20 protein-coding genes and 1 pseudogene are annotated in these 22,477 nt (G+C 72.0%); 14 read left to right on the top strand and 7 right to left on the bottom strand.

Annotated elements, in window-relative coordinates:
* Window positions 1–94 precede the first annotated feature (94 nt).
* The 5 genes and pseudogenes from ACFRFC_RS06195 to ACFRFC_RS06175 form a co-directional block, all read right to left on the bottom strand.
* Complete coding sequence (locus ACFRFC_RS06195; protein WP_382691994.1) at window positions 95–1,318, bottom strand: lanthionine synthetase C family protein; 1,224 nt, start codon at window positions 1,316–1,318, stop codon at window positions 95–97.
* A complete protein-coding gene (locus ACFRFC_RS06190; protein ID WP_382691995.1) occupies window positions 1,315–4,164 on the bottom strand; it encodes a lantibiotic dehydratase in 2,850 nt (949 codons plus the stop codon). The genes ACFRFC_RS06195 and ACFRFC_RS06190 overlap by 4 nt, the downstream gene beginning before the upstream one ends.
* Before the next feature lie 78 nt (window positions 4,165–4,242).
* A complete protein-coding gene (locus ACFRFC_RS06185) occupies window positions 4,243–4,449 on the bottom strand; it encodes a hypothetical protein (RefSeq protein ID WP_382691996.1) in 207 nt (68 codons plus the stop codon).
* Between the two features lie 84 nt (window positions 4,450–4,533).
* Complete coding sequence (locus ACFRFC_RS06180) at window positions 4,534–5,319, bottom strand: hypothetical protein (protein WP_382691997.1); 786 nt, start codon at window positions 5,317–5,319, stop codon at window positions 4,534–4,536.
* A 37-nt stretch (window positions 5,320–5,356) separates the two neighbouring features.
* Window positions 5,357–5,827: pseudogene (locus ACFRFC_RS06175) on the bottom strand (hypothetical protein); the annotation flags it as partial.
* Window positions 5,828–6,174: 347 nt separating this feature from the next.
* Between ACFRFC_RS06175 and ACFRFC_RS06170 the strand changes: the two are divergent.
* Both ACFRFC_RS06170 and ACFRFC_RS06165 read left to right on the top strand, forming a co-directional pair.
* Window positions 6,175–6,363, top strand: a complete 189-nt coding sequence (locus ACFRFC_RS06170) for a helix-turn-helix domain-containing protein (protein ID WP_382691998.1) — start codon at window positions 6,175–6,177, stop codon at window positions 6,361–6,363.
* 149 nt (window positions 6,364–6,512) lie between these two features.
* On the top strand, window positions 6,513–7,415 hold the full coding sequence (locus ACFRFC_RS06165) for a transcriptional regulator (RefSeq protein WP_382691999.1): 903 nt from the start codon (window positions 6,513–6,515) through the stop codon (window positions 7,413–7,415).
* A 598-nt stretch (window positions 7,416–8,013) separates the two neighbouring features.
* Here the strand turns inward: ACFRFC_RS06165 and ACFRFC_RS06160 are convergent.
* On the bottom strand, window positions 8,014–8,559 hold the full coding sequence (locus ACFRFC_RS06160) for a GNAT family N-acetyltransferase (protein WP_382692000.1): 546 nt from the start codon (window positions 8,557–8,559) through the stop codon (window positions 8,014–8,016).
* Between the two features lie 21 nt (window positions 8,560–8,580).
* A complete protein-coding gene (locus ACFRFC_RS06155) occupies window positions 8,581–9,927 on the bottom strand; it encodes a hypothetical protein (protein ID WP_382692001.1) in 1,347 nt (448 codons plus the stop codon).
* 336 nt (window positions 9,928–10,263) lie between these two features.
* Here ACFRFC_RS06155 and ACFRFC_RS06150 point away from each other — a divergent pair, with 336 nt between their 5' ends.
* The 12 genes from ACFRFC_RS06150 (at window position 10,264) to ACFRFC_RS06095 (ending at window position 22,397) form a co-directional block, all read left to right on the top strand.
* Entirely contained in the window at window positions 10,264–10,839 is a 576-nt protein-coding gene (locus ACFRFC_RS06150; protein WP_382692002.1) for a hypothetical protein, read from the top strand.
* On the top strand, window positions 10,836–11,711 hold the full coding sequence (locus ACFRFC_RS06145; protein ID WP_382692003.1) for a DUF6302 family protein: 876 nt from the start codon (window positions 10,836–10,838) through the stop codon (window positions 11,709–11,711). Before ACFRFC_RS06150 ends, ACFRFC_RS06145 begins: the two co-directional genes overlap by 4 nt.
* Window positions 11,712–12,041: 330 nt before the next feature.
* Entirely contained in the window at window positions 12,042–13,742 is a 1,701-nt protein-coding gene (locus ACFRFC_RS06140; RefSeq protein ID WP_382692004.1) for an ATP-binding protein, read from the top strand.
* Window positions 13,739–14,167: a roadblock/LC7 domain-containing protein gene (locus ACFRFC_RS06135; RefSeq protein WP_382692005.1), complete on the top strand. Its 429-nt coding sequence runs from the start codon at window positions 13,739–13,741 to the stop codon at window positions 14,165–14,167. The genes ACFRFC_RS06140 and ACFRFC_RS06135 overlap by 4 nt, the downstream gene beginning before the upstream one ends.
* A 1-nt stretch (window position 14,168) precedes the next feature.
* On the top strand, window positions 14,169–14,555 hold the full coding sequence (locus ACFRFC_RS06130; RefSeq protein WP_382692006.1) for a DUF742 domain-containing protein: 387 nt from the start codon (window positions 14,169–14,171) through the stop codon (window positions 14,553–14,555).
* Window positions 14,545–15,132: an ATP/GTP-binding protein gene (locus ACFRFC_RS06125; RefSeq protein ID WP_382692007.1), complete on the top strand. Its 588-nt coding sequence runs from the start codon at window positions 14,545–14,547 to the stop codon at window positions 15,130–15,132. The genes ACFRFC_RS06130 and ACFRFC_RS06125 overlap by 11 nt, the downstream gene beginning before the upstream one ends.
* Window positions 15,129–15,677, top strand: coding sequence for a GAF domain-containing protein (locus ACFRFC_RS06120; protein ID WP_382692008.1), 549 nt, complete (start codon window positions 15,129–15,131; stop codon window positions 15,675–15,677). Before ACFRFC_RS06125 ends, ACFRFC_RS06120 begins: the two co-directional genes overlap by 4 nt.
* 29 nt (window positions 15,678–15,706) lie before the next feature.
* Window positions 15,707–16,972 (top strand): acyl-CoA dehydrogenase family protein, encoded by a 1,266-nt coding sequence (locus tag ACFRFC_RS06115; protein ID WP_382692009.1) that lies wholly within the window; start codon window positions 15,707–15,709, stop codon window positions 16,970–16,972.
* Between the two features lie 50 nt (window positions 16,973–17,022).
* On the top strand, window positions 17,023–17,964 hold the full coding sequence (locus tag ACFRFC_RS06110) for an NUDIX domain-containing protein (protein WP_382692010.1): 942 nt from the start codon (window positions 17,023–17,025) through the stop codon (window positions 17,962–17,964).
* Between the two features lie 130 nt (window positions 17,965–18,094).
* Window positions 18,095–19,054 carry an endonuclease/exonuclease/phosphatase family protein gene (locus ACFRFC_RS06105; protein ID WP_382692011.1) on the top strand — a complete coding sequence of 320 codons (960 nt, stop codon included), beginning with the start codon at window positions 18,095–18,097 and terminating at the stop codon, window positions 19,052–19,054.
* Between the two features lie 77 nt (window positions 19,055–19,131).
* A complete protein-coding gene (locus ACFRFC_RS06100) occupies window positions 19,132–21,063 on the top strand; it encodes a glycoside hydrolase family 15 protein (RefSeq protein WP_382692012.1) in 1,932 nt (643 codons plus the stop codon).
* Window positions 21,060–22,397, top strand: coding sequence for a hypothetical protein (locus ACFRFC_RS06095; RefSeq protein WP_382692013.1), 1,338 nt, complete (start codon window positions 21,060–21,062; stop codon window positions 22,395–22,397). The genes ACFRFC_RS06100 and ACFRFC_RS06095 overlap by 4 nt, the downstream gene beginning before the upstream one ends.
* The last annotated feature ends 80 nt before the right edge of the window (window positions 22,398–22,477 follow it).

Here is a 22,477-nt window from a genome sequence, read left to right as displayed (position 1 = left end):
GCGGATGTCCGCGCTGGGGAGGTCCGGGTCGATCGGCGCCGGCGGCGGGTGCCCGGCCGCCACTGCCGTCCCGGTCCGCGGTCGGCGGGGGTGATCACGAGATGAGGAGGATGCTGTCCCAGGGGTCGTCCGGTTGCGGCAGGAGGGCGCCGAGATCGGCCAGAACCAGGGCGGTTCCGGCGCGGCCGGTGAGGAAGCCCTCTGGCCGCCTGGCGGGGGTGGAATCGAGTGTGGAGTTGGCGGCCAGTCGAGCCAGCTCGGGGCATGCCAGGCGCCGGGCGCTATGGAGGACTCCGGCGCTGCCGTGGCACAGGGCGCTGCCCTCCGTGTCCCACTGGCTCGGTGGGCGAGCGGCGAGGGCGTTCATGGCGTGCTCTGCGGTGCGGCGGAAGGGTCTGTGGCCGGTGGTGAGGGCGGCGTGGGTGAGTGCGGTGGCGATGCCGGGTGTGCCGTAGCACCAGGCGGTGGTCCGTCCCTCTGCGGTGGAGGGGGTGCGGGTGGCGGGGTTGTCCAGGGTCTTGGCGCTGATGTGGGGTGGCCAGGTGTGGTCGGGGGTCTGCCGGGTGAGGAGCCATTGGGCGGCGGTGTGGATGGCGTCGGTCTGGCCGGGCACGGTGTGCCCGGCGTGGTGGGCGATGGACAGGAGTGCGAGGGGGCCGGCGATGCCGTGGGCGAGGCCGGTGGTGGCGGCGCCCGTGGCGGGGACCTCGACGGTGGAGGGGTGGAGGTCGGCGGGGATCCACCAGCCGGGGCGTTTGCCGTGGGGGGTGAGGATCATGTGGGTGAGGGCGGACAGGGCGGCGGTGAGGCCCGGTTCGGCTTCGGCGTGTTGGCCGCGGTGGTGGGCGGCGAGCAGGATGCGGCCGATGCCGGTGAGGCCCTTGATCGTGTCGTAGACGGCCCAGGGGGTGGCCTGGTGGTGGGCGGAGCGTTCCCTGTGGTGGTGGGCGAGTGCGTGGACTCGGGCGGAGAGCCAAGTGGTGGCGCGGGTGAGGGTGGTGCGGTGGGTGTGGGGGGTGGGGAGGTAGCCGGTGCCGATGATCAGGGAGGCGGCGAGTGCGCCGGGGCCGGTGTGGATGCCGTCGGCGGGGGCGTTGCCGAGGTGGTGTGCGGCGGCGTCCCAGTGTTCGGCCGCGAGGCGCGCGGATGCGGGGTCGGTGTGGGCGAGGCAGGCGTGCAGGAGTGCGGTTCCGGCCAGTCCGTAGCACAGGGTGTGGGCGGCGCGTTCGGAGACGGTGCGGGTGATGGTGTCGGGGCTGCGGAGGTTGTGGGCGATGTCCAGGGCGGTTCGGGCGGCCTGGTTCTGGAGGGTGGTCACGGCCGGTGGAGGAGGTCGGCGGCGAGGGTGCGGATGATGCGCTCGGCGGCGGGGTCGGTGGAGATCATGCGGTTGGCGTGGAGGTGGATGACGTCGCTGGCACACCGTGCTGCGATGGCCGGGGTGAGGGTGTCGCGATAGGCGGTCAGTGCGTTCTGGCGTTCGGTGTGGAGGATGCCCAGGTGCGTTGAGGTGGGAGCAAGGCTGGGGGTAGTGCGGGTACGGAGGGTGTCGCGATGGCTGCGCTGCTGTGTGGTGAGGCGGCCCGGCCGGAGTGCGGTACGGGGGTCGTCAGGGGCGAGGGTGCGGGCGGTGGCAGCGGCGACGGCTGCTGCGAGGAGGAGTCGTTCGTCCTCGGTGTGGTGGAGGGTGGCGAGGGCGAGGCGGCTGTCGGTGCTGAAGAGGTTCTCGGCGGCAGCAATGGCCTGGGGTCCGCCGTAGCGTTCGGTCTCCTGCTCGTACGGTTCCACGCGCAGAGCGGCCGGGCCGGTGAGGCCGCTCTGATGCAGCCGGGTCGCGGCGTCGGCGAGGGCGGGCTGGAGGCGGGTGGTGAGGGTGTGGGGGTCGGCGTGGAAGCGCAGGCGCAGGTGGGGGCCGAGGGCGGGGGTGGTGTAGCGCAGCCACATCCAGCGGTCGACCTGGTCCGGTAGTGCGGTGAGGAGCGGGGTGAGTTCGGTGAGGATCTGGTTGTGGAGGCGGGCGGGTGCGGTGAGGGTGGTGGAGAGCCAGGTGCTTCCCGGCAGGTGGGTGCCGGTGCCCGGGGCGCGGACGGCGAGGCGGGGGTCCGGCTGTACGGGGCGTGGCGTGTGGCGGCGGCGTAGCGGGATGACGAGGTCGAGGCTGTGGCGGGCGCTGTTCGGGCCGTCCAGGACGGCGAGTTCGGCGGGCGCGGCGATGGGTTCGGCCAGGGTGCGGGTGCCGCGGTGGATGCTGCGGCGCAGGAGTTCGCGCTGTTCGGGCTGGTTCAGGTCGAGGGGGAGGCGCCGGTCGGCTTCCTCCACCACCAGGACCGGCGGCGGTGCCGGACGGGCATCGGCCCTCCACGCGTGGAGGGCGTGGTGGAACGCCTCGCGGTGGCCGGCTGCTCCGGTGACGGTGTCGGGCAGGCGCCAGCGGGCGGGTGTGAGCACGATGTCCCGGTAGCGGACGCGTGGGGTGTGGGGCCAGCAGTCCAGCATGTCCCAGTTCCAGGGGTGCCAGGGGCGGGTTCCGGCGTGGCCGAGGAGGTGGAGAAGGTGTGCGGCCGGGGGCAGGAGGCGGGAGGCGAGCCGGTTGTGGAGGACGGGGGTGACGGGGCGTCGGTGGCGGGTCGACCACAGGTACAGGTGCGTGCCGATGGTGGTCACGGCGAGTTCGTCGAGGCGGAGGTCGCCGGTGCGGGCGGGGACGTCGAGGGGGATGCGCCAGGGTGCGGCGCCGGTCTCGGCGGTCACGGCGGCGGCAGCGGCGGTGCGGGGGCGGCAGACGATCTCCGCGATCATGGGGCCGCTCCCGGTGTCGGCCGCCTCGGCGGGGACGAGGGCTGGCAGATGGCGGGCGAAGCGCCCCGGAGCCGCGCCCGCGGTCTGGGAGCCGGCGCCGGGGCAGACCGCCACCCGCAGGCGACCGGCATCACGGAACAGCTGGACGTGGATCTCCGCGGTGCGCGGGGGCGGGAGGGGTGAGGGGTTGGCGAGCTGGTCGATGTGCGTGTCGTCCAGAACGAGTTCGTCCTTGCCCGCAGTGAGGGTGTCGGCGAGGAGACGGGCCAGGACAGCGGTGCGGCGCGGGTCGGGGGTTTGCGGGGTGCCGATCGCGTCTGCCGGTCCGGGCGGTCCCAGGCCGGTGACCGGGTCGAGGACCTCCGTCACCGGTATGAGCCGGTGGCGGCCGTAGGCGGCGAGGAAGCGGCGGTGGTAGTCGGCCAGGGGCGGGGTTCGGTGGCCGATCCGCCACAGCAGCGTGGCGGCCTCGGCCGCCTGTGCGCCGACGGGGGCGGGCAGAGCGATCTTCGCGTCGGCGAGGGTGTCCACCGCGAGCGGACGTTCGGCACGGTGCAGGGAGTCGGCCAGGGTGCGGGCCTGTTCCAGCAGCTCGCGCCGCCGCACAGTGCCGGGCCGCTGCCTGTCACTGTCGTTCAGGAGCTGACGTAGGCGGACGAGGACTGGCCGGGCCAGGGCTGAGGGCGGGAGCCGGTCCAGGAGGTGGGCCAGCGGGTCGGTGCGGGGATCATCGGGCAGCAGGTCGGTCAGCAGCAGCCCCGCACCGATCATGTCGAGCACCGCGCGGGCAACCGGTTCCGGGCCCGCTCCGGGATACCGGTCGGCGAGCCGGCCGAGGACTTCCCGCGTCGGCGTTGCGTCGCGGGTCGCCTCCAGCAGCCACAGCGAGACGTCGGTTGCACGCACGCTCGCCAGCCGGGCACCGCCGGGCGCGGGATGCTCGGCCTCCAGCCGGTCACCCCGGCGCACGATGCCGGAGGCGGCGGTCAGGGTGAGTACGCGCACCAGCCCTGGTTCCTGGCGCAGCAGTTGCTCCGTCTCCGCCGCCAGCCATGCGGGAGTGAGGGCGGTGAGGGCACGATGCCGGCGCCCCAGGCGCAGCTCGGGTGCCGGAGCGCTCAGGGTCGCCTCGGCGACGGCGGCGAACACACCGTGGGGGGTGGTGCGGTGTCGCGAGCGCAGATCGTAGGCGATCCGGGTCGCCGCCGCTCGCCCCGTGCCGGGTGCGGCCTGTTCGGCGCTCCGGCTGGCCAGGAAGATCCCTTCGTCCAGCAGCCCTTCACTGTTCTCGGCGGCGGGGCCGAGCAGGGGGCGGAGCGGGATGCGGGCCATGGCCATCGGGCCGGGATCGAAGAGTCGGCGCACAGGACCATCCCGTCGGGGAAGCGGTACGGGTGGAGGGGCCGGGCCGCGCGGGCGGTCCGGCCCCGGGATGCGGCGGTGTCAGCAGCCGGTCGTGGGTCCCTGTGGCGGTGACTGCCCGCAGCCGTCTCCCGTCGTGTCGCCCTCGTCCCCGTCCTCGTCGCTCAGGAAGGCCCCCAGGACGGCGATGTCCCGCGTGGTGGGGTCGAGGTCGAAAGCGTCCGCCAGGCTCGCGGGCAGGTCAGCCGTCACCTCGGCCGGCTGGGCCTGGGTTGTCGGTGGTGCCATGGGTGCTCCCTCCACAACAAGTCCGCGGGCGGGCGCCTGCGGACGCAACACCGGACCGCCCGAGCGGGCAGCCCCATCTGAAGGTCAGGCGACTACCAGCGCCACGTGCGGCTTGGTGACGGTCACCTTGCCGGGGATCTCCGTATCGCCGCGGCGAAATGCCCGTAGGACGGGCCGGGCAGCGTGGCGGGCCTCGCGGTCGAACCGGACCACTGCCTCGGTGAAGTCGGCGGCCAGCGCCCGATGGTGCGGGCCGTGCGCGATGACGCCCAGCTCGTACCGCTCGGGCTTCGCCCCGGGGACCTGGCGCAGGGTGAGATAGGCCAGGGAGTCCGCGGTCCACGCGGCGGGTGTTCCCTTGTCCAGCACCCAGCCGACCAATCCCTGCTCGGCGGCATTCCTGGTGGCGCGGAGCCTGCCGTAGGGGGCGATCACGCCCGCGAGCCACACCTCCAGCCGCGCGAGGATTCCCTCCGACCCGCCCAGTTCGACGCCCGTCCACTGCTCGTGGCGTGGCCCGGCGAACGCCCCGGCCAGTACCCCGTCGTCGGCGGGCTGCCCCTCGTCCACGATCAGCCGCACGTCCGCCCCGGCCAGGCGCACCACGCGGGGCGCGTGTGCCGCCTCTCCCTGGATGGCCACGAAACCGGAGACGATGAGGTGGTCGCTGCGCAGGTGGTCGCCCTCTCGGGCGAAGCCGATGGTCCGGGACAGACCGCGGAACCACAGGGGCACCACCAGCCGTCCATCGGGCGCGAGCTGGTCGAGCCACGCCGACGGCAGATCGGCTGCACCGACGGTGACCATGATCCGGTCGAACCCGTGGGCGGGAACCCCTTCGGGCAGCGGCCTCGCGCCGTCCGCCGTCACGACCCACACCGCCGTACCCGGCCCCGGACAGCAGCCTGCGAGCCCGCGCGGTGATGTCGGGATCGATATCCAGCGTCGTGACCAGCGACTGATCGCCGGTCAGCTCTGCCACCATCGCCGCATTGCAGCCGCCGGAGCCGATCTCAAGTACGGTCATACCGCGCTCGACCTGGGCAGCCTCCAGCATCTGTGCCTGCAGCCACGGCGCGGACAGCGAACTGGTCGGCCGGCCCTGCGCGTTGTACTTGGTGAAGAGCGCCTCCGGCGCCGCATACACCTGCCCGGGATCCAGCTCGGGCACGAACTTGTGCCGCGGCACGGCCAGGAAGGCCGAAGCGACCGTCTCGGACGCGATCGAGCCATCACCCCGGAGGCCGGCGACCAGCCTCGCGCGCAGCGCATCCGTCGACGTCGTTCCCACATCCGTCCCGGCCACACCGCCACCCTTCGCATCGCCCCGCTGAGCACAGCCCACCGGTCGGCGCTTCTTGAACGCCCATGCAAACATGTCGGGCCGCCGTCCCTCCACGCCACCAGCGGATACCGGCCACTCCCCCGCAGCGAGCCGTCACCGTGCCCCGCACACACGAGGCGCGGATCCCAGTCGCATCAATCACCCATGGATACCAGAGTCCATGACGACGACGGAGCCTCACACACCTGCGCCACAACTGCTCGGGGGACTCTGTGCGCCCGAGCGCGGCTTGTCGGGCCGGCTCGCCGAACTTCCTCGGCCGAAGGGGGGCGTCGTCCCGGCGTGAACCCCGCCCCTTCGGCATGCCCGCGGAAGCGCTACCGGAGGCAGTTCGCTGTTCCCCGTCGCGTCGTACGCTGGCTGGAGAAGGATGGTGACGCATGTCAGATCAACTCGCGGACAACGTACGGCGCCTCCGACGGGCAAGGGGGCTCAGCCAGGAGCAGCTCGCACACCGTGCCGGTCTCTCGGTTGGTCCGGTTCGCAGAATCGAGCAGGGCGACGACGGCGTCCGAATGGAGACGCTTCACGCCATCGCCCGAGCGCTTGGCGTAAAACCTCGGATCTGATGGCGGCTGGGCCCCCGGAGCCGGTCAAGCTGGCCGATCCGAACAGCCAGAACTTGCGTGACCTGCGTATCGCACTCACACCGGCGCCCAGCCTGGCCCCGGCCAGCACCCCCGTTGGCGAAGAACCCGATCTTCGCCGTCTGCGCCGCATGACGTACGACAATTCCGTCCTGTACTTCAGCGACACGTATGGGAGTATCGCCGCGGACCTGCCCGCGCTCATCAGGGGCGCGAACGACGCCGTGGCCTACTACGACTCCGGAGAGCAGCGTGCGGAAGCCCTCGTCATCCGGTCGCAGGCACTCAATGTCGTGGGCAGGTACCTGACGCAGGTCAGGCAATTCGACTTGGCACATGTGGCAGCCAAGGGCGCCATTGAGGACGCAAAGGTCGCAGGGGACAACATCGTCGCGGCCTCCGGGGTCGGCGGAATGTGCTGGCTTCTGATCCGGAGCCAGCGCTTCGATGAAGCGGAGGACATCGCCGTCGCGTCGATGGATGCCGTGGAGCCGAAGATCATGGGAGCCACCGCAGACCAGTACGCAACGTGGGGCGGGCTGGCGATGGAGGCCGCAGCCGCAGCGGTACGAAACAACCGGCCAGAGGAGGCCAGAGCCCTCCGTCGAGCAGCAAGTACCGCAGCTCAGGCAGTCGGCAAGGGCCACAAGAACCTCCTGCGGCACTGGTCGAGGTTCGGCCCTGTCACAGTCGCCATGAAGGAACTCGAAGACCACATGATCACGGGTGATGCGCGGTCCGTGATCCGGAAGTCCAAGGCCGATGAGGCCCTCCAGGAGAAGCACTGGCCCAGGCTCGGCGGCCCCAGCACAAACGACGGCCATCGCTACCGCCTTGACCTTGCCCGCGCGTACGTTCGCACCGGAGACGCCACGGCTGCCATGGAAGAGTTGACGCACCTCGACGAGGCCGCCCCCGAGTGGTTCCGGCATCAAGCATCGGCGGCTATCACGTTCGAAGAGATCACGAAAAAGCGCCGGACTCTCACAACGGACATGCGTGAGGTGGGTTCTCACCTGGGCATTTTCACGTAACTACACAGCGCCTGTTTACTTCTGACGGCACGCCACCGAAAGTGCACCGCTACATGCCTGGCCTCCCTCCGTGACCGCCCGTAACTTCGCAGTCATGCCGAGCAACCAGCAAACCAGGCTGCGAATCCGTGCGGTTGAATCGTTGGCGTCACGCGGCGCTGACGCGCCAGAAGGACGCGGCGCTGTCCTGCACGGCGGCGTTCGCCTCGTTCTCGAGCGAGGGCAGTGTGCGTTCGAAGGGCGGGGCGTAGGAGGACCCCTTCACCACGGGCTGGTCGGCCTCGGAGGCAGGGCACTTCCCCTGTCGACTTCGCGGGGGTCCGTGCGCGGGGGCTGGCTGCTAAAGGAGCGTCCCGTTGGCACGGGCCCGGGCCCGTGCCGTACGGCACGGGCCCGTCGGAACGCACGGGGCGATCGAGTGGTGGCCCAGGCCAGTGGAATCGACTGGCCCGTGGGTGATGACCCGCAGAGTGATTCCCGAAAGCGACATGTCGTGGGGTTCCAGGCGATCCAGTCGGTCGGTGGGGTGGACAGGGGCGAACCACTTCCGGGAGACGTAGTGCTCGCCAGTCTGCCGGATCGTCATGAACCGGCGGGGTCAGCTGGTCCATTCCCGGTCGAGGATGGCGTGGACGACGGAATCGCGCCAGGCTCCGTCTTTGTGGATGTGCTCGCGGATGCGCCCCTCTTCGAGCATGCCAGCACTGTTCAAGGTGCGGGCGGAGGTGTGGTTGAGGGGCGAGCGGGCTCCCCAGACGCGGTGGAGACCGAGGTCCTCGAAGGCCAGGGCGAGCAGCAGCCGGACGGTCTCGGTGCCGTATCCCGTGCCCCAGGCGGAGGGGTTGAGGGCGAAGCCGATGGTGGCGGCCCGCTGCTGGTGGGGGTCGTGGGCGAGGCGGGTGTATCCGATCAGGCGGTCGTTCTCGCGGCTGGTGACGGCCAGCGCGTACTCGGTGCGGGGCTCTGCGGTGGCCGAGGTGATGGAACCTGTGACGATGGCTGTGACCTGTTGCCTGGTGCGTGGCGTGAACGAGAGGTGCTCGGTGGCCTGCGGGTTCGCGTAGATGGCGAGGACGTCGTCGGTGTCGTCGGCGCGCAGTTCGCGCAGGGCAAGGCGCTCGCTGGTGCGGCTGACCGGGTACATGGGCGGGAACTCTACCGGCGGTCAGCGGGTGAGTGCGGGCCGGGAGGGGGCGGTGGAGCTGTATGCCTCGATCTCCTGGCGCAGTTCGCGGGCGCTGCGTGCGTCGCGGGCCGGGCTGTGGACGAGGGCGGTGGCGATGCGGCCGGCGGAGACGACGATGCCGAGGTTGCGGCGGGTGGGTTCGAGGTCGAGGACGGGGCGTACGGCTTCGGCGGCGCCTTCGAGCTGGTCGTGGTTGAGGCGGGTCAGGGCGAGGTTGCACTGGGCTCCGGCCTGGTCGCCGAAGGCCCAGTGCGCCAGGTCGGCGTCGGCGAAGGCGTCGGCGGCCTGTTCGGCAAGAGCGACGACTTCGGTGCCCCGGTGGTTGAGCAGGACGCGGGTCTCGACTTCGTAGTAGAGCTGTTTGGCTTCGGGGAAGGTGAGGAGTCCGCCGAGGCGGTCGAGGTCGTCGGGCTGGACGTGCCGGCGCAGGTCGGTGGCGCGGGTGAGGGCGGCGGTCGCGGATGGCTCGTCGCCCAGGAGGGCAGCTGCGCGGGCTTCGAGCGCGGCGAGCCAGACGCCGACCGTGCCGCGGGAGTTCGTGCAGTGTTCGGCCCCCTGGCGGGCGTAGTGCAGGGCCTGGCCCGCCTGGTTCGACCAGTAGGAGATCAGGGATTTCAGGCCCAGGGTGAGACCGACGAGTCCGGTGTGCTCGGCCCACTGGGCGGCGACTCCGGCGGCGCGGGCCTGGATCATGGCCTGCCTGGGTTCACCCATGTCGTTGGAGCCCTTGGCCATGTGGAAGGAGAGGATGGTGGCCAGGACCCCGAGGTCGCGGCCCTGGGAGGGCTGGATCCGGCCGCCGTCGAGCAGGCGGAACACCTGGTCCTGGGTGGCTGCCATCTCCTCCCAGATGACGGACAGGGGGACGCGGGGGTAGTCCTCGACTATCGCCGCGACCTTGTCCGTGACGATGGCGAGGGTCTCGGGGCCGATCCTGCCGTGCTCGGCTCCCATGGCGAAGTCTGCTGCGCGTTGTGCGGCCATCGCTGCCGTCCTTCTCATCTCGTCCAGGACCGCGCCCGTCGTGGCGCGGCCGTCCTCGGCGGCCCTCTCGCGTTCGTGCGCGAGGACGGAGTCCGCCGGGCTCCAGAGGGCTTCGACGCTGTATCCGAGCCAGTGCCTGAGCACTCGTCGTGCGTCCCGCTGTGGCTGGCGGCGTCCGTAGTACCAGCCTTCGAACGTCGTCAGGGCCGGGTCCAGGCCCCGCAGCGACGGGTCGTCCTCGATCTCCGCCAGCTCGTGTGCGGCTCTGCGGAAGGCGGGGAGGAACGCCCGGTGATCGCCGAGTTCTCGATGGTCGAGCAGGTGGCGAAAGAGGGTCTTCATCCGGCTTCCTCCTGTCCGTCTCCCTTTCGTCGTCGTGACGGCAGGGCCTCTCGCCGGTCAATGTTCCCTCTCCGCAGACGGGTTAGAGCATCTGGTCGAACTCCGGGGGCGTTCCGGGGGAAGACCGGGAAGGTGCGTCATCCTCGCGCGCTGTTCCGAGGGCGGAATGAGGGTGGCCTTGACGCCCCGGTGGTTGCGACGCTTCTCGTCTTCCGTACGGAGCGTGCCCGACCCCCCTCGGGACGTGACCATGCAGGCCGTGGTGGCACCGTCGTCCCGGCAACCGGCGTGGCAGTCCCCCGCTCTCTCCAGACCGGCCCCAAGGAAGTGATGTGGATGACCACCGCCGCCTGGCCTCCTCGTTCCAGTGATCCTGCCGCGCTGCTGGCGGCCTACACCGAGGTACTCGAGTGGCCGCTGGTGACGGTCGCGGGCGGGGCCGGAGGCCGGGTGTCGGCCGCGGAGGCGCTGCGGCGGCTGGCGGCGGATCCGGACACGGTGATCGGGACCCGGTGCGCGGCTGCGGGGGTCGATGCGGTCGTCCTGCCGCTGGAGGAAGGCCGCAAGGCCCTGGTGGTCCTGGAGGCGCATTCGTCTCTGCAGCCGGACACGGCGCCGGTCCCCGCTATCCGTACCGGGGACGGCGTGATGCTGCTGGTGCGCGCGGGGACGGGCGGGATGCTGGCCGGCCTGGAGAACATCCGGACCGTCACCGAAACGCAGTTGTTCCCGCTGCCGCCCACGGCGGGCGTGGTGTGGGACAGCCCCCCGTGGCAGCCGCTGCGCCGGATGCCAGCCCCGTTCCCGTCCGGGGAAGATCTCCTGCCCGCTCTGAAAAGGGCTCTGTCCCCGTGGGTTGCGCCCTGGCCCGCCGCGGCCCCTGTTTCCTGCTCGTCGAAGGAGATGCTGTGACCGTTGTCTGCCCGGCGGGGCCGGGCGCTGCGGACGTGTTGCGGCGGGGGGAGTCCGGCCGGGTGTCGGTCGAGGCGCCGCAGACCGCTGCCGTCGCTTATGGCGCCGCGTCGGCGCACTGGCTGGGCGATGCGGCGCTGCTGACGGGCGCGGTGGCACTGCGGCTTGATGGCCTGTCCGAGGGCGGGGAGTTGCTGGCGGTCCCGTCGGGGCCGGGACGGCTGGGCGGGAGTCTGCCGGTCCTGGCCGCGTTCGCCGCCGAGGTGGTGGAGGTCCTGGCCGTTCTGCCGGGCTTCGACGGTGTGCGGCTGGAGGCTGACGGCCAGGGTGGGCTGCTGGTGGTGTGGGGTGCGGTATGTCCTGCTCGGATCAGTGTCCTGGGCCGTCGTCTGTTCTACGGCGCAGGCGGGGCGGGGCGGCTGGGGGTGCGGGACGCGGTGGTTGTGGATGCTCTCGCGCACGGCACGCCGGTCGCCGCTCTGATCACCTGCCGTCTCGTCTCGTGCGAGCGGGAGGTGTTCGAGCGGATGGCTGTGGTGGGCGAGGTGCTCACCGGGTGGCGGGGGATGGCGTGGACGGCGGTCGTGCACGAGGCGGTGTGCCGCGGTGTGGTTCCGGCCGTACGGTCGCAGCCGGTCGGTCTGAGTCCGCAGGGTATGGGCCTGCTGGAGGCGTGGGCGGCCGGGGCGCCGTGGGAGCGGGTCGCGGACCTGCTCGCGACCGCGCCGGGTGGGCTGGGGGATGTGGAACTGGCGGTGTGCCGGCAGCTGGGTGCCCGCTCCGCGGTGCACGCCGTCCTGAGAGGTCATGAGAGCGGCCTGCTGTCCACGCGCGGCGTGGCGATGGCGGGTGTCGTGGGCCGGGGGCCGTGAGGCCGCCCGGTTGGTGAAGACGGCCGTCCCGGGGTGAGCTGCCCTGGTCCCGGCGACTCCCCCCCGTGGTCACGGGTCCGGGGGCGCCACCCCGGGACGGTCCGGCCGGCCTCCCCGCCCCGGCAAGCCGGGCAGCGGGGGCGAGTTGGCCGAAGGTCCCGGCTTCGCTGGATCACAGTCAGGTCCAGTGGCCGGGGTGATGGCGGCGGGGCGGTCGGGCCCCGCGCCGGTCCCGGCTGCCGCAGTTGGCCTCAGATCCCTGCGGCAGCCGGTCCCTTCCCACCCCTCTTTTTCAAACTCTTATGCCGGTATCAAGCGTTTTGAGGAGCCATGATCTCGTCTCGTCGAACGGCCCGGCGCCGCTCTGTCCATGTCGGGATAGGCGGCGGCAGCATCCCGCCGGACACCCACGCACCGGGGCCCCGGCTGCTGGGGGGCAACCTCGGCTCGGTGCTGGCCGGTGTGGCTGTGCCCGCCGGCGCGTGGGCCGCGGATGCCTCGGGGGTGTTGGTGTGGCCGTGGCCGTGGGCGGCGGCGGGTGCGGCTGCCCTGTGTGCCGGGCTCGCCGTGGTGGGCGCCCGCCGCGACCGCGCAGCGGAATCGGCCCGGCAGGCCGCGCAGGCCGAACTCGGCACGCTGAGGGAGATGGCCGGGGAGCACACCAGGCTCACGGTCCGGGCCGGGGAGCTGGAAGCCTCGCTGGCGAACACGCGGGCCTGGATGGACCAGTACAGTGCCACGCTCGACCGGGGCCGGGCGGAGATGCACGCCAGGGCCGGTGTCGAGGCACCGGCCGTCCAGGGGGACGACGGTCAGGACCCGTTCTCCGCGTTCGACGGGATCCTGACCGCCGTGCTGAGCGAGGCGGTCGCCGTGGTGGAGACGTCCCGCGCGCAGGGCGAAGCCTGGCGCGAGGCCAGGATCGTGGCCAGTGTCGCTCCGCGTCTGCACAGCCACATCACCAAGCTTCTGGCCGCGCTGGAGGACGTGGAGAACGGCATCGAGGACCCGAAGGTCCTGCGGACGCTGTTCGGGGCGGAACTCCACGCGTCGCTGGCGCGGCGCTACTGCGAGAGCCTGATGGTGCTGGGCGGTGACCGCTTCGCGCCGAGCCGGGACCCGGTACCGCTGGGCACGGTGGTGCGGCAGGGGATCGCGGAGACGAAGCACTACCGCCGGGTGGAGACCCGCTGGCCGCTCGACCAGGAGCTGTGGCTGGTGGGCTACGCAGGCCCGGCCGTGATCCACATGCTCTCCGCCCTGGTCGACAACGCGCTGGGCTTCAGCCCGCCGGACGAGCCGGTCAGCGTCCGGATCGAACGCCATTCGCGGGGGCTGCGGATCGAGGTCGAGGACCACGGCCTGTCCATGCCCGAGCATGATCTGGCGCGGGCCAACGCGCTGCTGGCCGATCCGTCGCCGGATCTGGTGCTGCCCGGGCTCACCGACGGGCGGATCGGCCTGCCGGTGGTCGCGCGGCTGGCCGCAGCGTACGAGATCACGGTGGGCCTGCGGGTCAAACCGGCGCCGGAACAGGGCATCATCGCCACCGTCGTGCTGCCGCGCCGGCTCCTGGTCACCTGGGAGCAACTGCCGCCCGCCGCCCGGCCCGAGCGCCCGCTCCCCACCCCTGCCGCCGCCCCGGTCGCGGGCCTGCCGGCCCGGGTGGCCCTGCCGGGCCGCGGCCAGACGGCCGCCGGCGCACCCACGCCGGACCCCCGCGCGGACACCTCAACGCCCCACCCGCCTGCGGCACCCGGCGATCCGGAAGACCGGCCGCTGCTGCCGCACCGTGTCCGGGGCGCCACTGCCTCCGCCGCACCGGACAGCGACGACACCGCCACGACCGACAGCCCTGCGGACGCGGACCTGCCCCACGATCCGCCCCCGCCCGGCTTCGTGAGTGCTTTCTTCAGCGCCTCCCGCCAGAGCCGGGCGACGGCTCCGCCCGCCGAGCACCCGCCCGCTCCCGCCGTCGGGCCCTCGGCCACTCCCCGATCCCCCCACATCCAGCCCAGGAGCGATCAATGACCGCCCAGAACACCAGCGCGACGAGCGAGCTTGAGGACAAGGACTGGCTCCTGGATCAGTTCGCGGACAAGATCGGGCCCCCCACCCGCGCGGCCCTCGTGTCCCGGGACGGACTGGTCCGCTCCGCCACGGCATCACTGTCCAGGGACGACCGGGACCGTGTGGCCGCTGCCTCGGCCACCGTCCTGGCCGGATGCAGGGCGCTCGCCCAGGCGTTCGGCAGCGACCCGGCGCAGGAGACCCGGCAGATCGCCATCGAACGCCCCGACTGCATGGTCTACACAATGGCGGCGGGCAAGGGCAGCCTGCTGACCGTCGTCACCGGCCTCACGGCGGACCCCGGCATGGTCGCCCACGAGATGAACTTCCTGGTGAAACAGGTCGGCCGGCACCTCGCCACCCCCGACCGCGCGGAAGGCCAGTGAGATGGCGGACACCTGGGACCAGGTCACCCCCCGCGTCCCCTACTACGCGCTCACCGGCGGACGCACCGCGCCCGATGTCACCCTGCTCCTGGAGACCCAGGTCCGCGCCCGGCCGGAGAACACCCCGGCCACACCGACCCCCGAGCAACGGCAGTTGCTGGGCCTGTGCACGGGCGCGGACCGGTCCGTCGTCGAACTCGCCGGCACGCTGCGCCTGCCCGCCCCCATCGTCAAGGTCATCGTCTCCGACCTCTTCAAGGACGGCGCACTGCGCATCACGGTCCCCCTTTCCGGCCGTTCCGGCAGCGAGGGACGCGATCCCGCCGTCCTGACCGCACTGCTCGCCCATCTCCAGCGCAGGTGGGGGGTGAACCCCAGTGCGGCCTGACGAACAGCCCGAGTGGCTCGTGAAGATCGTGGTCACCGGCGGGTTCGCCGTGGGCAAGACGACCCTGGTCGGCTCGGTCAGCGAGATCGCACCCCTGCACACGGAGGCCGGCCTGACCCAGGCGAGCGTCGGCACCGACGAGCTGACCGGTGCCGAGGGCAAGACGACCACGACCACGGCACTGGACTTCGGCCGGATCACGTTCGCCGACGCCGACCCTCCGATGACGGTGTTCCTCTTCGGCACGCCCGGACAGCCCAGGTTCAGCTCCACGTGGGCCGAGATCGCCCACGGCGCACTCGGGACGATCGTCGTGGTCGACACCTCCCGCCTGGAGATCTCCTTCCCCGGCCTGGACTTCGCCGAACAGCTCGGTATCCCCTTCGTCATCGCGGTCAACGAGTTCGAGCGCGACCCCCGCCGCTACACCGCCCGTGAGGTCCGCGCCGCCCTGGACGTGGGCGAGGGGGTGCCCGTGGTCACGTGCGACGCCCGCGACGCGCAGTCCGTCGCCACGGTCCTGGCCACCCTCCTCACCTCCCTGACCCCTCCCACGCCGCGTGGAGCACTCCTGTGAACCGACACCATCCGGCCCCCGGGCTGCTCCCCGCGCCCGCCCCGTCCTCCGCCGCCCGCGCCGCCCGCCTGCACGAACTGGGCCTGCACGAACAGCCCCGCGGCGACCTCGACGAGGCGGTCACCAAGCTGGGCAGCACTGCCGGAGCCGCGTACGCGATGGTCAACCTCCTCATGGCGGACGGCCAGTACTTCTCCGGCCTCTACCGGGCGGACCGGCCCGACCTGCCGCTCATCCCGCGCACCATGCCCCTCACCCATGGTTTCTGCCCGTCCCTGATCGCCCGCGAAGGCCGGGCCCTCGTCATCACCGACACGTGGGCCCATCCCGGCTTCCGCTCGAACCCGGTCGTGGACCTCCTCGGCGTCCGCACCTACGTCGGTGCGCCCCTCGTCGACCCGGAGTCCGGACGGACCCTGGCCACCCTCTGCTTCATCGACACCGCGCCCCGCCCCGACGCGGACGCCTACCACTACCTCGCCCTCATCAAGTCCGAATCCGACGATCTGGCGCCCTTTCTCTTCCTGCCCTCCGCCGACCGCTGACCGCTGACCTCAGAAACGGAGGGAGAGCGATGCCCGACCGACTCCCAGACCTCCACCCCAGCCCCAGCCCCGGCGCCGCCGCAGCCCGCGACAGGGCCACCGCACCCGATCCCGACCCGCACCAGAACCTGCGCGCCACGGTCCGCGCCTTCGCCCAGGCGGAGATCGCACCCCGCATACCCGACATGGAAGCCACCGGCGCCATCGAGGACGGCCTCGTGAGCGAGATGGCCAAAATGGGCTGGATCGGCATCACCGTCCCCTCCGAGCACGGCGGCATGGACGCCGGCCACACCGCGAAGACCGTCCTCACCGAGGAACTGTCCTACGTCAGCGCTGCCATGGGCGCCGCCGTCCAGGCGTCCGTCCTCGGCACCGCGATGATCGAGCACTTCGGCACCGGGGAACAGCAGCGCGAGTGGCTCCCGGCCGTCGCGGACGGATCCGTACTGCCCACGATCGCGGTGACCGAACGGGACTCCGGCGGCCACGTCCTGGGCATGACCTCCACCGGCCGCCGCCGGGGCAGGCACTGGGTGCTGAACGGCCGGAAGGTGTACGTCGGCAACTCGCACATCGGGCACGTGCACGGGGTGGTCGTCCGCACCGGCAAGGGTACGAAGGGACTGACGGCGTTCCTCGTCGAAACCGGCCGCGAGGGCGTACACCTGGCCCCGCACACCCCGCGCATCGGCCTGCGGGGCTTCTCCTTCGGGGAACTCGTCCTGGACACGGTCCGGGTCCCCGACACCCACCGCATCGGCGAGATCGGTGACGGACTCGACATCGCCTACTCCAGCTCCGTCCTGTACGGGAGGCTGAACCTGGCAGCCATCGCGCTGGGCATCCTGGCCGCCACCCGCGACCACGTCACCGCCCACGTACGCGGCAGACCGCGCATCTCCCAGGAGAGCGCGGTCCGTAACCGGGTCGGGGAGATCGACGTCCTGCTCCGCGTCTCCCGCCTCACCGTCTACCACGCCGCCCACCGGCTCGACCACGGCCTCCCCTGCGATCCGGACCTGATGGCCGCCAAGTACCAGACCGTCCGAGCAGCCCTGCGGGCCACCGCCCTCGGCATGAAGACGCTCGGCGCGGCCGGACTCCTGGCCGACCTGCCCATGGAGCGCTACCTGCGCGACGCCCAGTGCGTCGAACCCCCCGCAGGCACCAACGACATCCAGCTGCACCGGCTCGCCGAAGAAGCCCTCACCCCGGACAAACACCCGCAGTGGTCACAGCGCTTCGCCCGCCCCCGTTCCGCCCCGGCATCTGCGCCGGCCACCCGTACCTGACCTGCCCAACACCTCACACGCCGCCCCAGCGCCGCTGCTCCGGAGCCTCTGTGTCTTCCACGCCCCAGACCCTTCTGGCCACCGTGCCCGCACCGCCACCATGTCCCGATATCGGACCCGACGGCATCGTCCTGCTGCGGCTGCTCGCGTCCGCGACCAGCACCCCGGCCATCGCCGAGCATCTCGGCACCACGCAGGGCTCGGTGACCGGCCGTCTGACCAGCCTGCGCGAGGCCATGGGGGCCGGCAGCAACATCCACGCGGTGTCACTCGGCGTCCTGCACCACCTGGTCACCCGCGCCGACGTTCCGCTGCCCTCCGCCCGCCCGCCTGTCACCGAGGGGCAGCGTCCCTATCTGAACGCAGTGTTCAGTGGCGCTTCTGCCCAGGAGATCGCCCTCGATCTGGGCCGGACCCGGCGCACCGTCGAAACCACCCTTTCCCGGCTGCACGACCTCTTCGCAGCCGGCAACCGCACCCAGCTCGCCGCCGCGGCCCTGCTCACCGACCACGTCACCTGCGCCACCGCCGACGACCGCTTCCCCCCGGTGCCCCTGTCCGCACTCCCCACCCCCCGCACGGACGGCGGCCCGTCCGGGGCACCGTCCTGCACCACCGACGTGGCCTGCGCGGTCGTCGTCCGCGACCTCCACGTTCTCCTCGTCCGCCCCCTCACCGCTGTCCCGCTCTGGCGTCTGCCCGGCGGACAGGTCTCCCCCGGAGAGAAACCCGAGCACGCCGCGGCCCGCGAGGCTCACCGGGAGACCGGAGCGAGGGTGGTCTTCGGGCCCCGGCTGGGCCATCAGATCCACCCCCGCACCCATACCCGCACCACCTTCGTGGCCTGCCGATACCTGAGCTGGGCAGCCCCCACTGCTGCCGGGACGGTCGAGATGAGGTGGGTGCCGATCATCGACATCGGCACCTATCTGCCCCGCGTCCACCCCGCCGTCCGCAGCCACCTCAACCGCCACCTGGAAGCACGGCGATAGCCGCCCGGGCCGGCCCCGACCGCAGTGTTCGAGACGGCAAGGACCTGCGGCCGGGCGGATTCCAGGGGCCTGCGCACCGCACATACAGGCGTCTGCCCAGAGTTCCCGAACCCATCACAGGAGGAAACGCGTGGAAACGTTCACGGTGATCAGCTTCAATCTTGAACTCGACGGCGGCCCCGACGAGCACGGCAGGCCGTCCCAGAGGTGGCACGATGCCCACGAGGCGCTCGCAGCCCACGACCCGGCCATTCTCCTCCGGCAGGAAGCGACCCGATCCCGAGCGGACGGCCATGCCCGCCTCCACCTCGCCGAACGGGCACTGGGGGGCATGCGAGGTTTCCTCGCGCCCGCAGGAGTCGGCCAGCACCCCACCGCAATTTTCGTTCGCCCGGACGTTCTCACCGTCACCCACCAGTACGAGCTGACGGACTGGCGCACACCGCCGACCAACATCATCGCCACGCTGGACGGCGCCCCCCGCGTTCCGATCATCCTGATGTCATGGCACAACACACCGACCTCACCCCGCCAGCGGGAGAGGGAGGCCGATGACATTTCCCGGCTGGTCGGCGTCGGCCGCCACGGCGGATGGATCGGCGGCGGAGACTGCAATGAGTATCCCGCACCGGACGGGGAGACAGTCCCGCAGATCGACTGGACCACGGTGCGGGACCTGCCTCACATCCAGTACCGCACCAACCCGGGCCCTGACGGCACCTTGGAGAGCTGCACCTACCTGGACCGCAAGCTGCTGGGATGCGGACTGCACGACGTGGCCCGCTACGCCGCCCACACGCTGGGTCAGCGCGAAGCGCTGTCCCACACGGCCGGATGGGCCCCCGGCACCGAGGACCAGGGCGGCTACAGCCGCCTCGACCGCATCTACGGCGACCCGTACCTGGTGCAGGCCGTGATCAAAGTCGAGGTGCTGGACATCGACGGCTCCGACCACAAAGCCGTCAAAGCCGTCTTCCACCATGGCAGAGCCATCGACGCGCTGCACCGGAAGGTCGCCCCTCTGGCGCCGCTGAAGCTCACCGCACCCGGTCGTCCTCGCCGCGCAGGCCACGACTGCGCCATCGGCTGACGAAGAGGCGCATCCCCTGCCCGCCCCCAGCTCCGCCCGCCGGTCCCACGGCGGCAACCGAACGGACATAGGACGTCATGACTGTCTGCGCCCCGCCGCTGGAGGACTACGCCCTCCTCAGCGGCATGAACACCGCCGCGCTCATCTCCCGGGACGGGAGCGTCGACTGGTGGTGCCCGCCGCGCTTCGACGCCGACGCGGTCTTCGCCCGCCTGCTCGGCACCCCGGAACACGGCCAATGGAGCCTCGCCCCCACCACCGGACTCTCCGCCACCGGCACCCCCGCGCCCGCGTCCCGGCGCCGCTACCTGGACAACACCCTGGTCCTGGAATCCGAGTGGGACACCCCTGAGGGCACCGTGCGGATCCTGGACCTGATGCCGCCCCACACCGACGACAACAGCCCGGTCCAGCTGATACGGATCGTCGAAGGCGTCCGCGGCCGGGTCCCGATGCGCTCCGGCCTCGCCGTACGCCCCAGATACGGCAGCCGCCGCCCCCGCATCCGCACCGTCGGTGACCGGTTCACAATCCGTACCGGGACGGGCAGCCTGTGGCTGGACGCCGAGCCGCCCACCCGCCTCCACGACGCCTCGCTCCTCTCAGAGTTCACCATTGCCGCCGGGCAGCGGCTTGCGTTCGCGCTGACCTGGCAGCCGAACTTCCGGCCCGCCCCACCCATACCCGACACCGCCACCACCCTGACCCGCACCACGGCGTACTGGCGGGCCTTCTCCGAGCGGTGCTCCTACACCGGCCCCGACCGGGACACCGTCACCCGCTCCCTGATCACCATCAAGGCCCTCGCCCACGCCCCCACCGGCGCTCTCGTCGCCGCCCCGACCACCTCCCTCCCCGAGGAGATCGGCGGCAGCCGCAACTGGGACTACCGCTACCACTGGCTGCGCGACGGCGCCCTCGCCATCGCCGCACTCACCCGCCACGGCCACCTGGACGAAGCCCGAGCCTGGCGCACCTGGCTCGTGCGCACCCTCGCCGACGGGCGGCCCACGCAGATCATGTACGGGGTCGGCGGGGAGCGGGACCTGCCGGAGCGGGAACTCGGCCACCTGCCCGGCTACGAGAATTCCGCGCCCGTCCGGATCGGGAACGCCGCCGCCGGGCAGCTCCAGCTCGACGTCTACGGCGAGGTCATCGACGCCCTGCACACCGCCCGGCTCCACGGACTGGAGCCGGACCCGCAGGCCGACGCCCTCCAGATCGCACTGGTACACGAACTCGCCGAACAGTGGCAGGAACCGGACGAGGGCATCTGGGAAGTCCGCGGCCCACGCCGCCACTTCGTCCACTCCAAGGTGATGGCCTGGCTCGCACTGGACCGCACCGTCCGGCTGATCGAGTCCGGCCGGGCCGCCGGCCCGCTGGAACACTGGCGCGCACTGCGCGACGAAATCCACCAAGAGGTGTGCGAGAAGGGCTACGACCCGGTGCGCAACACCTTCACCCAGTCCTACGGCTCGGCCGACCTTGACGCCGCCCTCCTCCTCATCCCCATCGTGGGGTTCCTGCCTCCCGGTGACCCGCGGGTCACCGGCACCATCGACGCCGTCCAGCGCGAACTCACCACCGCAGACGGGTTCCTCCTGCGCTACACCACCCCGGGCAGCGACCCGGGCGTGGACGGGCTCCCCGGACACGAAGGCGCCTTCCTCGCCTGCACGGCCTGGCTCGTGGAAGCCCTCACCATGACCGGACGGGCCTACGAGGCCCGCGTACTCTTCGCCAGGCTTCTCGCCCTGCGCAGCGACCTCGGCCTCTTCGCCGAGGAATGGGACCCGGTCCGCAAACGCCACGTCGGCAACTACCCACAGGGCTTCACGAGCTGGGCACTGTGCGACGCGGCATGGCGACTGGGCACCGCCTCCCGTGCGCGGATCCCCGCCCAGCGCCCCACGATCGACGAACCCGCCCACATTCCGGCAGCGCTCCCCGCCACCAACGGCGCCCGGAACTCCGGGGCCACCGTGCTCCCGGCGGTGACCGCGTGACCCGGCAGACTGTCACCGAGATGCCCATGAAGGCCATCGGACCCACGCTGGGTACGGGTGGCCTCTGGTCTCCTCCCGCTCCTGTGGCCGCCGTTCTCCTGGGCATGTGGCTGCGTCACCGCCGGCTCGGCGCGGGCCTGTCCACGGGCGCGGTCGCCGATGTTCTCGACCGCACCACGGGCGAGGTGCACCTGCTGGAATCCGGGCTCGCAGCCCCGACAGTGCCGCAGGCCCTGGCGGCCGGGGCCGCGGTGGGCATCGACAGCGAAGCCGAACGGGAAGCCGTCACCCAGCTCACGGTCAACAGGGACCCGGTGTTCAGGGACCTGTTCCCCGGTGCGGCAGAACGGCTCACCGCGGCCGAACAGGCGGCGGGACAAATGACGGCGGTCGCCCTGGGACCCCTGTGGCCCGCCCAATGGGACTGGGACCCGCCCGTGCCCGTGCCCTCGCGGGCTGGCCCCCGGCCGTGGCCCCGCGCGCTGACCACGCTCGTCCTCCAGGACCAGCTCCTGTACAGGCGGTCCGGCTGCCCGCAGCACACGGCGCGGCGGCTCACCGCACTCGCCCACCGCACCGAGACCGGTCTCGACCTGCGGATCGTCTCGTTCCGCTCACCCCAGCTGACCGCACTGGCCAACCTACTCGGCGCGCTGTGCAGCCGCTTCAACCTGCCCAGCGGGCGCACCTTGTGCGTGAGCGAGGGCTACGAGCCGTCCTACCGCGCCGATCCGGCCGCCGAGGCCGCCATCGACACACTCCTCGCTGCAGCTGTGAGCGGGCCGGATGCCGCCGCCGCGCTACGCACGGCCGCACAGCAGCACGCCGCCGACCGGTGCGAGACGGCTCACAACACCAGGTCCGAGGCGGACTGCGGATGCCCGGCTTCGCCAGCCGCACGGCAGGCACCAGGTCGTGAGGCGGTCGTCGCGGTGGTCCGCCACGGACACGACATCCTGCTGGTGCCCGACCCGTCCGGCGAACTGCGCCCGCCGTCGACCGTGACCAGACTTCTGGAGAGCCCCTCGACGGCCGCGCTCCGTGCGGTGTGGGACCAGGTGCCGTGCGCCCCCGTCGTGACCGCTCATCTCAGCTCCCCGGCACCGGGCGGGGCCCGGTACGTCCTGTGCGCACTGCCCGGCCCGAGACCGGAACCGCAGCCCCCCACCCGGTGGGCTCCCGCCGACAGCGTCCCGCGTCTGCCGCCCCTCCCGGCTTCCGCGACCGCCGACGACGCGGACCGCGCTCCACGCCAGGGCCGGCCAACCCAACCGAAGCCCGAACCGAGAACTCCCCAGGAGCAGATAGCCCAGGACACAACGCGACCTTCCTGATGAAGGAGGCCGATCCCGCCCTGCCCTCATCGGAACAGGCACACAACCTGGAGCAGACACTCCGCAGGCGCATGGGCGAA

It is taken from the genome of Streptomyces sp. NPDC056734 (genome assembly GCF_042790455.1).
In the GTDB taxonomy this organism is placed as follows: domain Bacteria; phylum Actinomycetota; class Actinomycetes; order Streptomycetales; family Streptomycetaceae; genus Streptomyces.
Note: the sequence above shows the minus strand (reverse complement) of the source record. Positions and strands in the feature narration are given on the sequence as shown.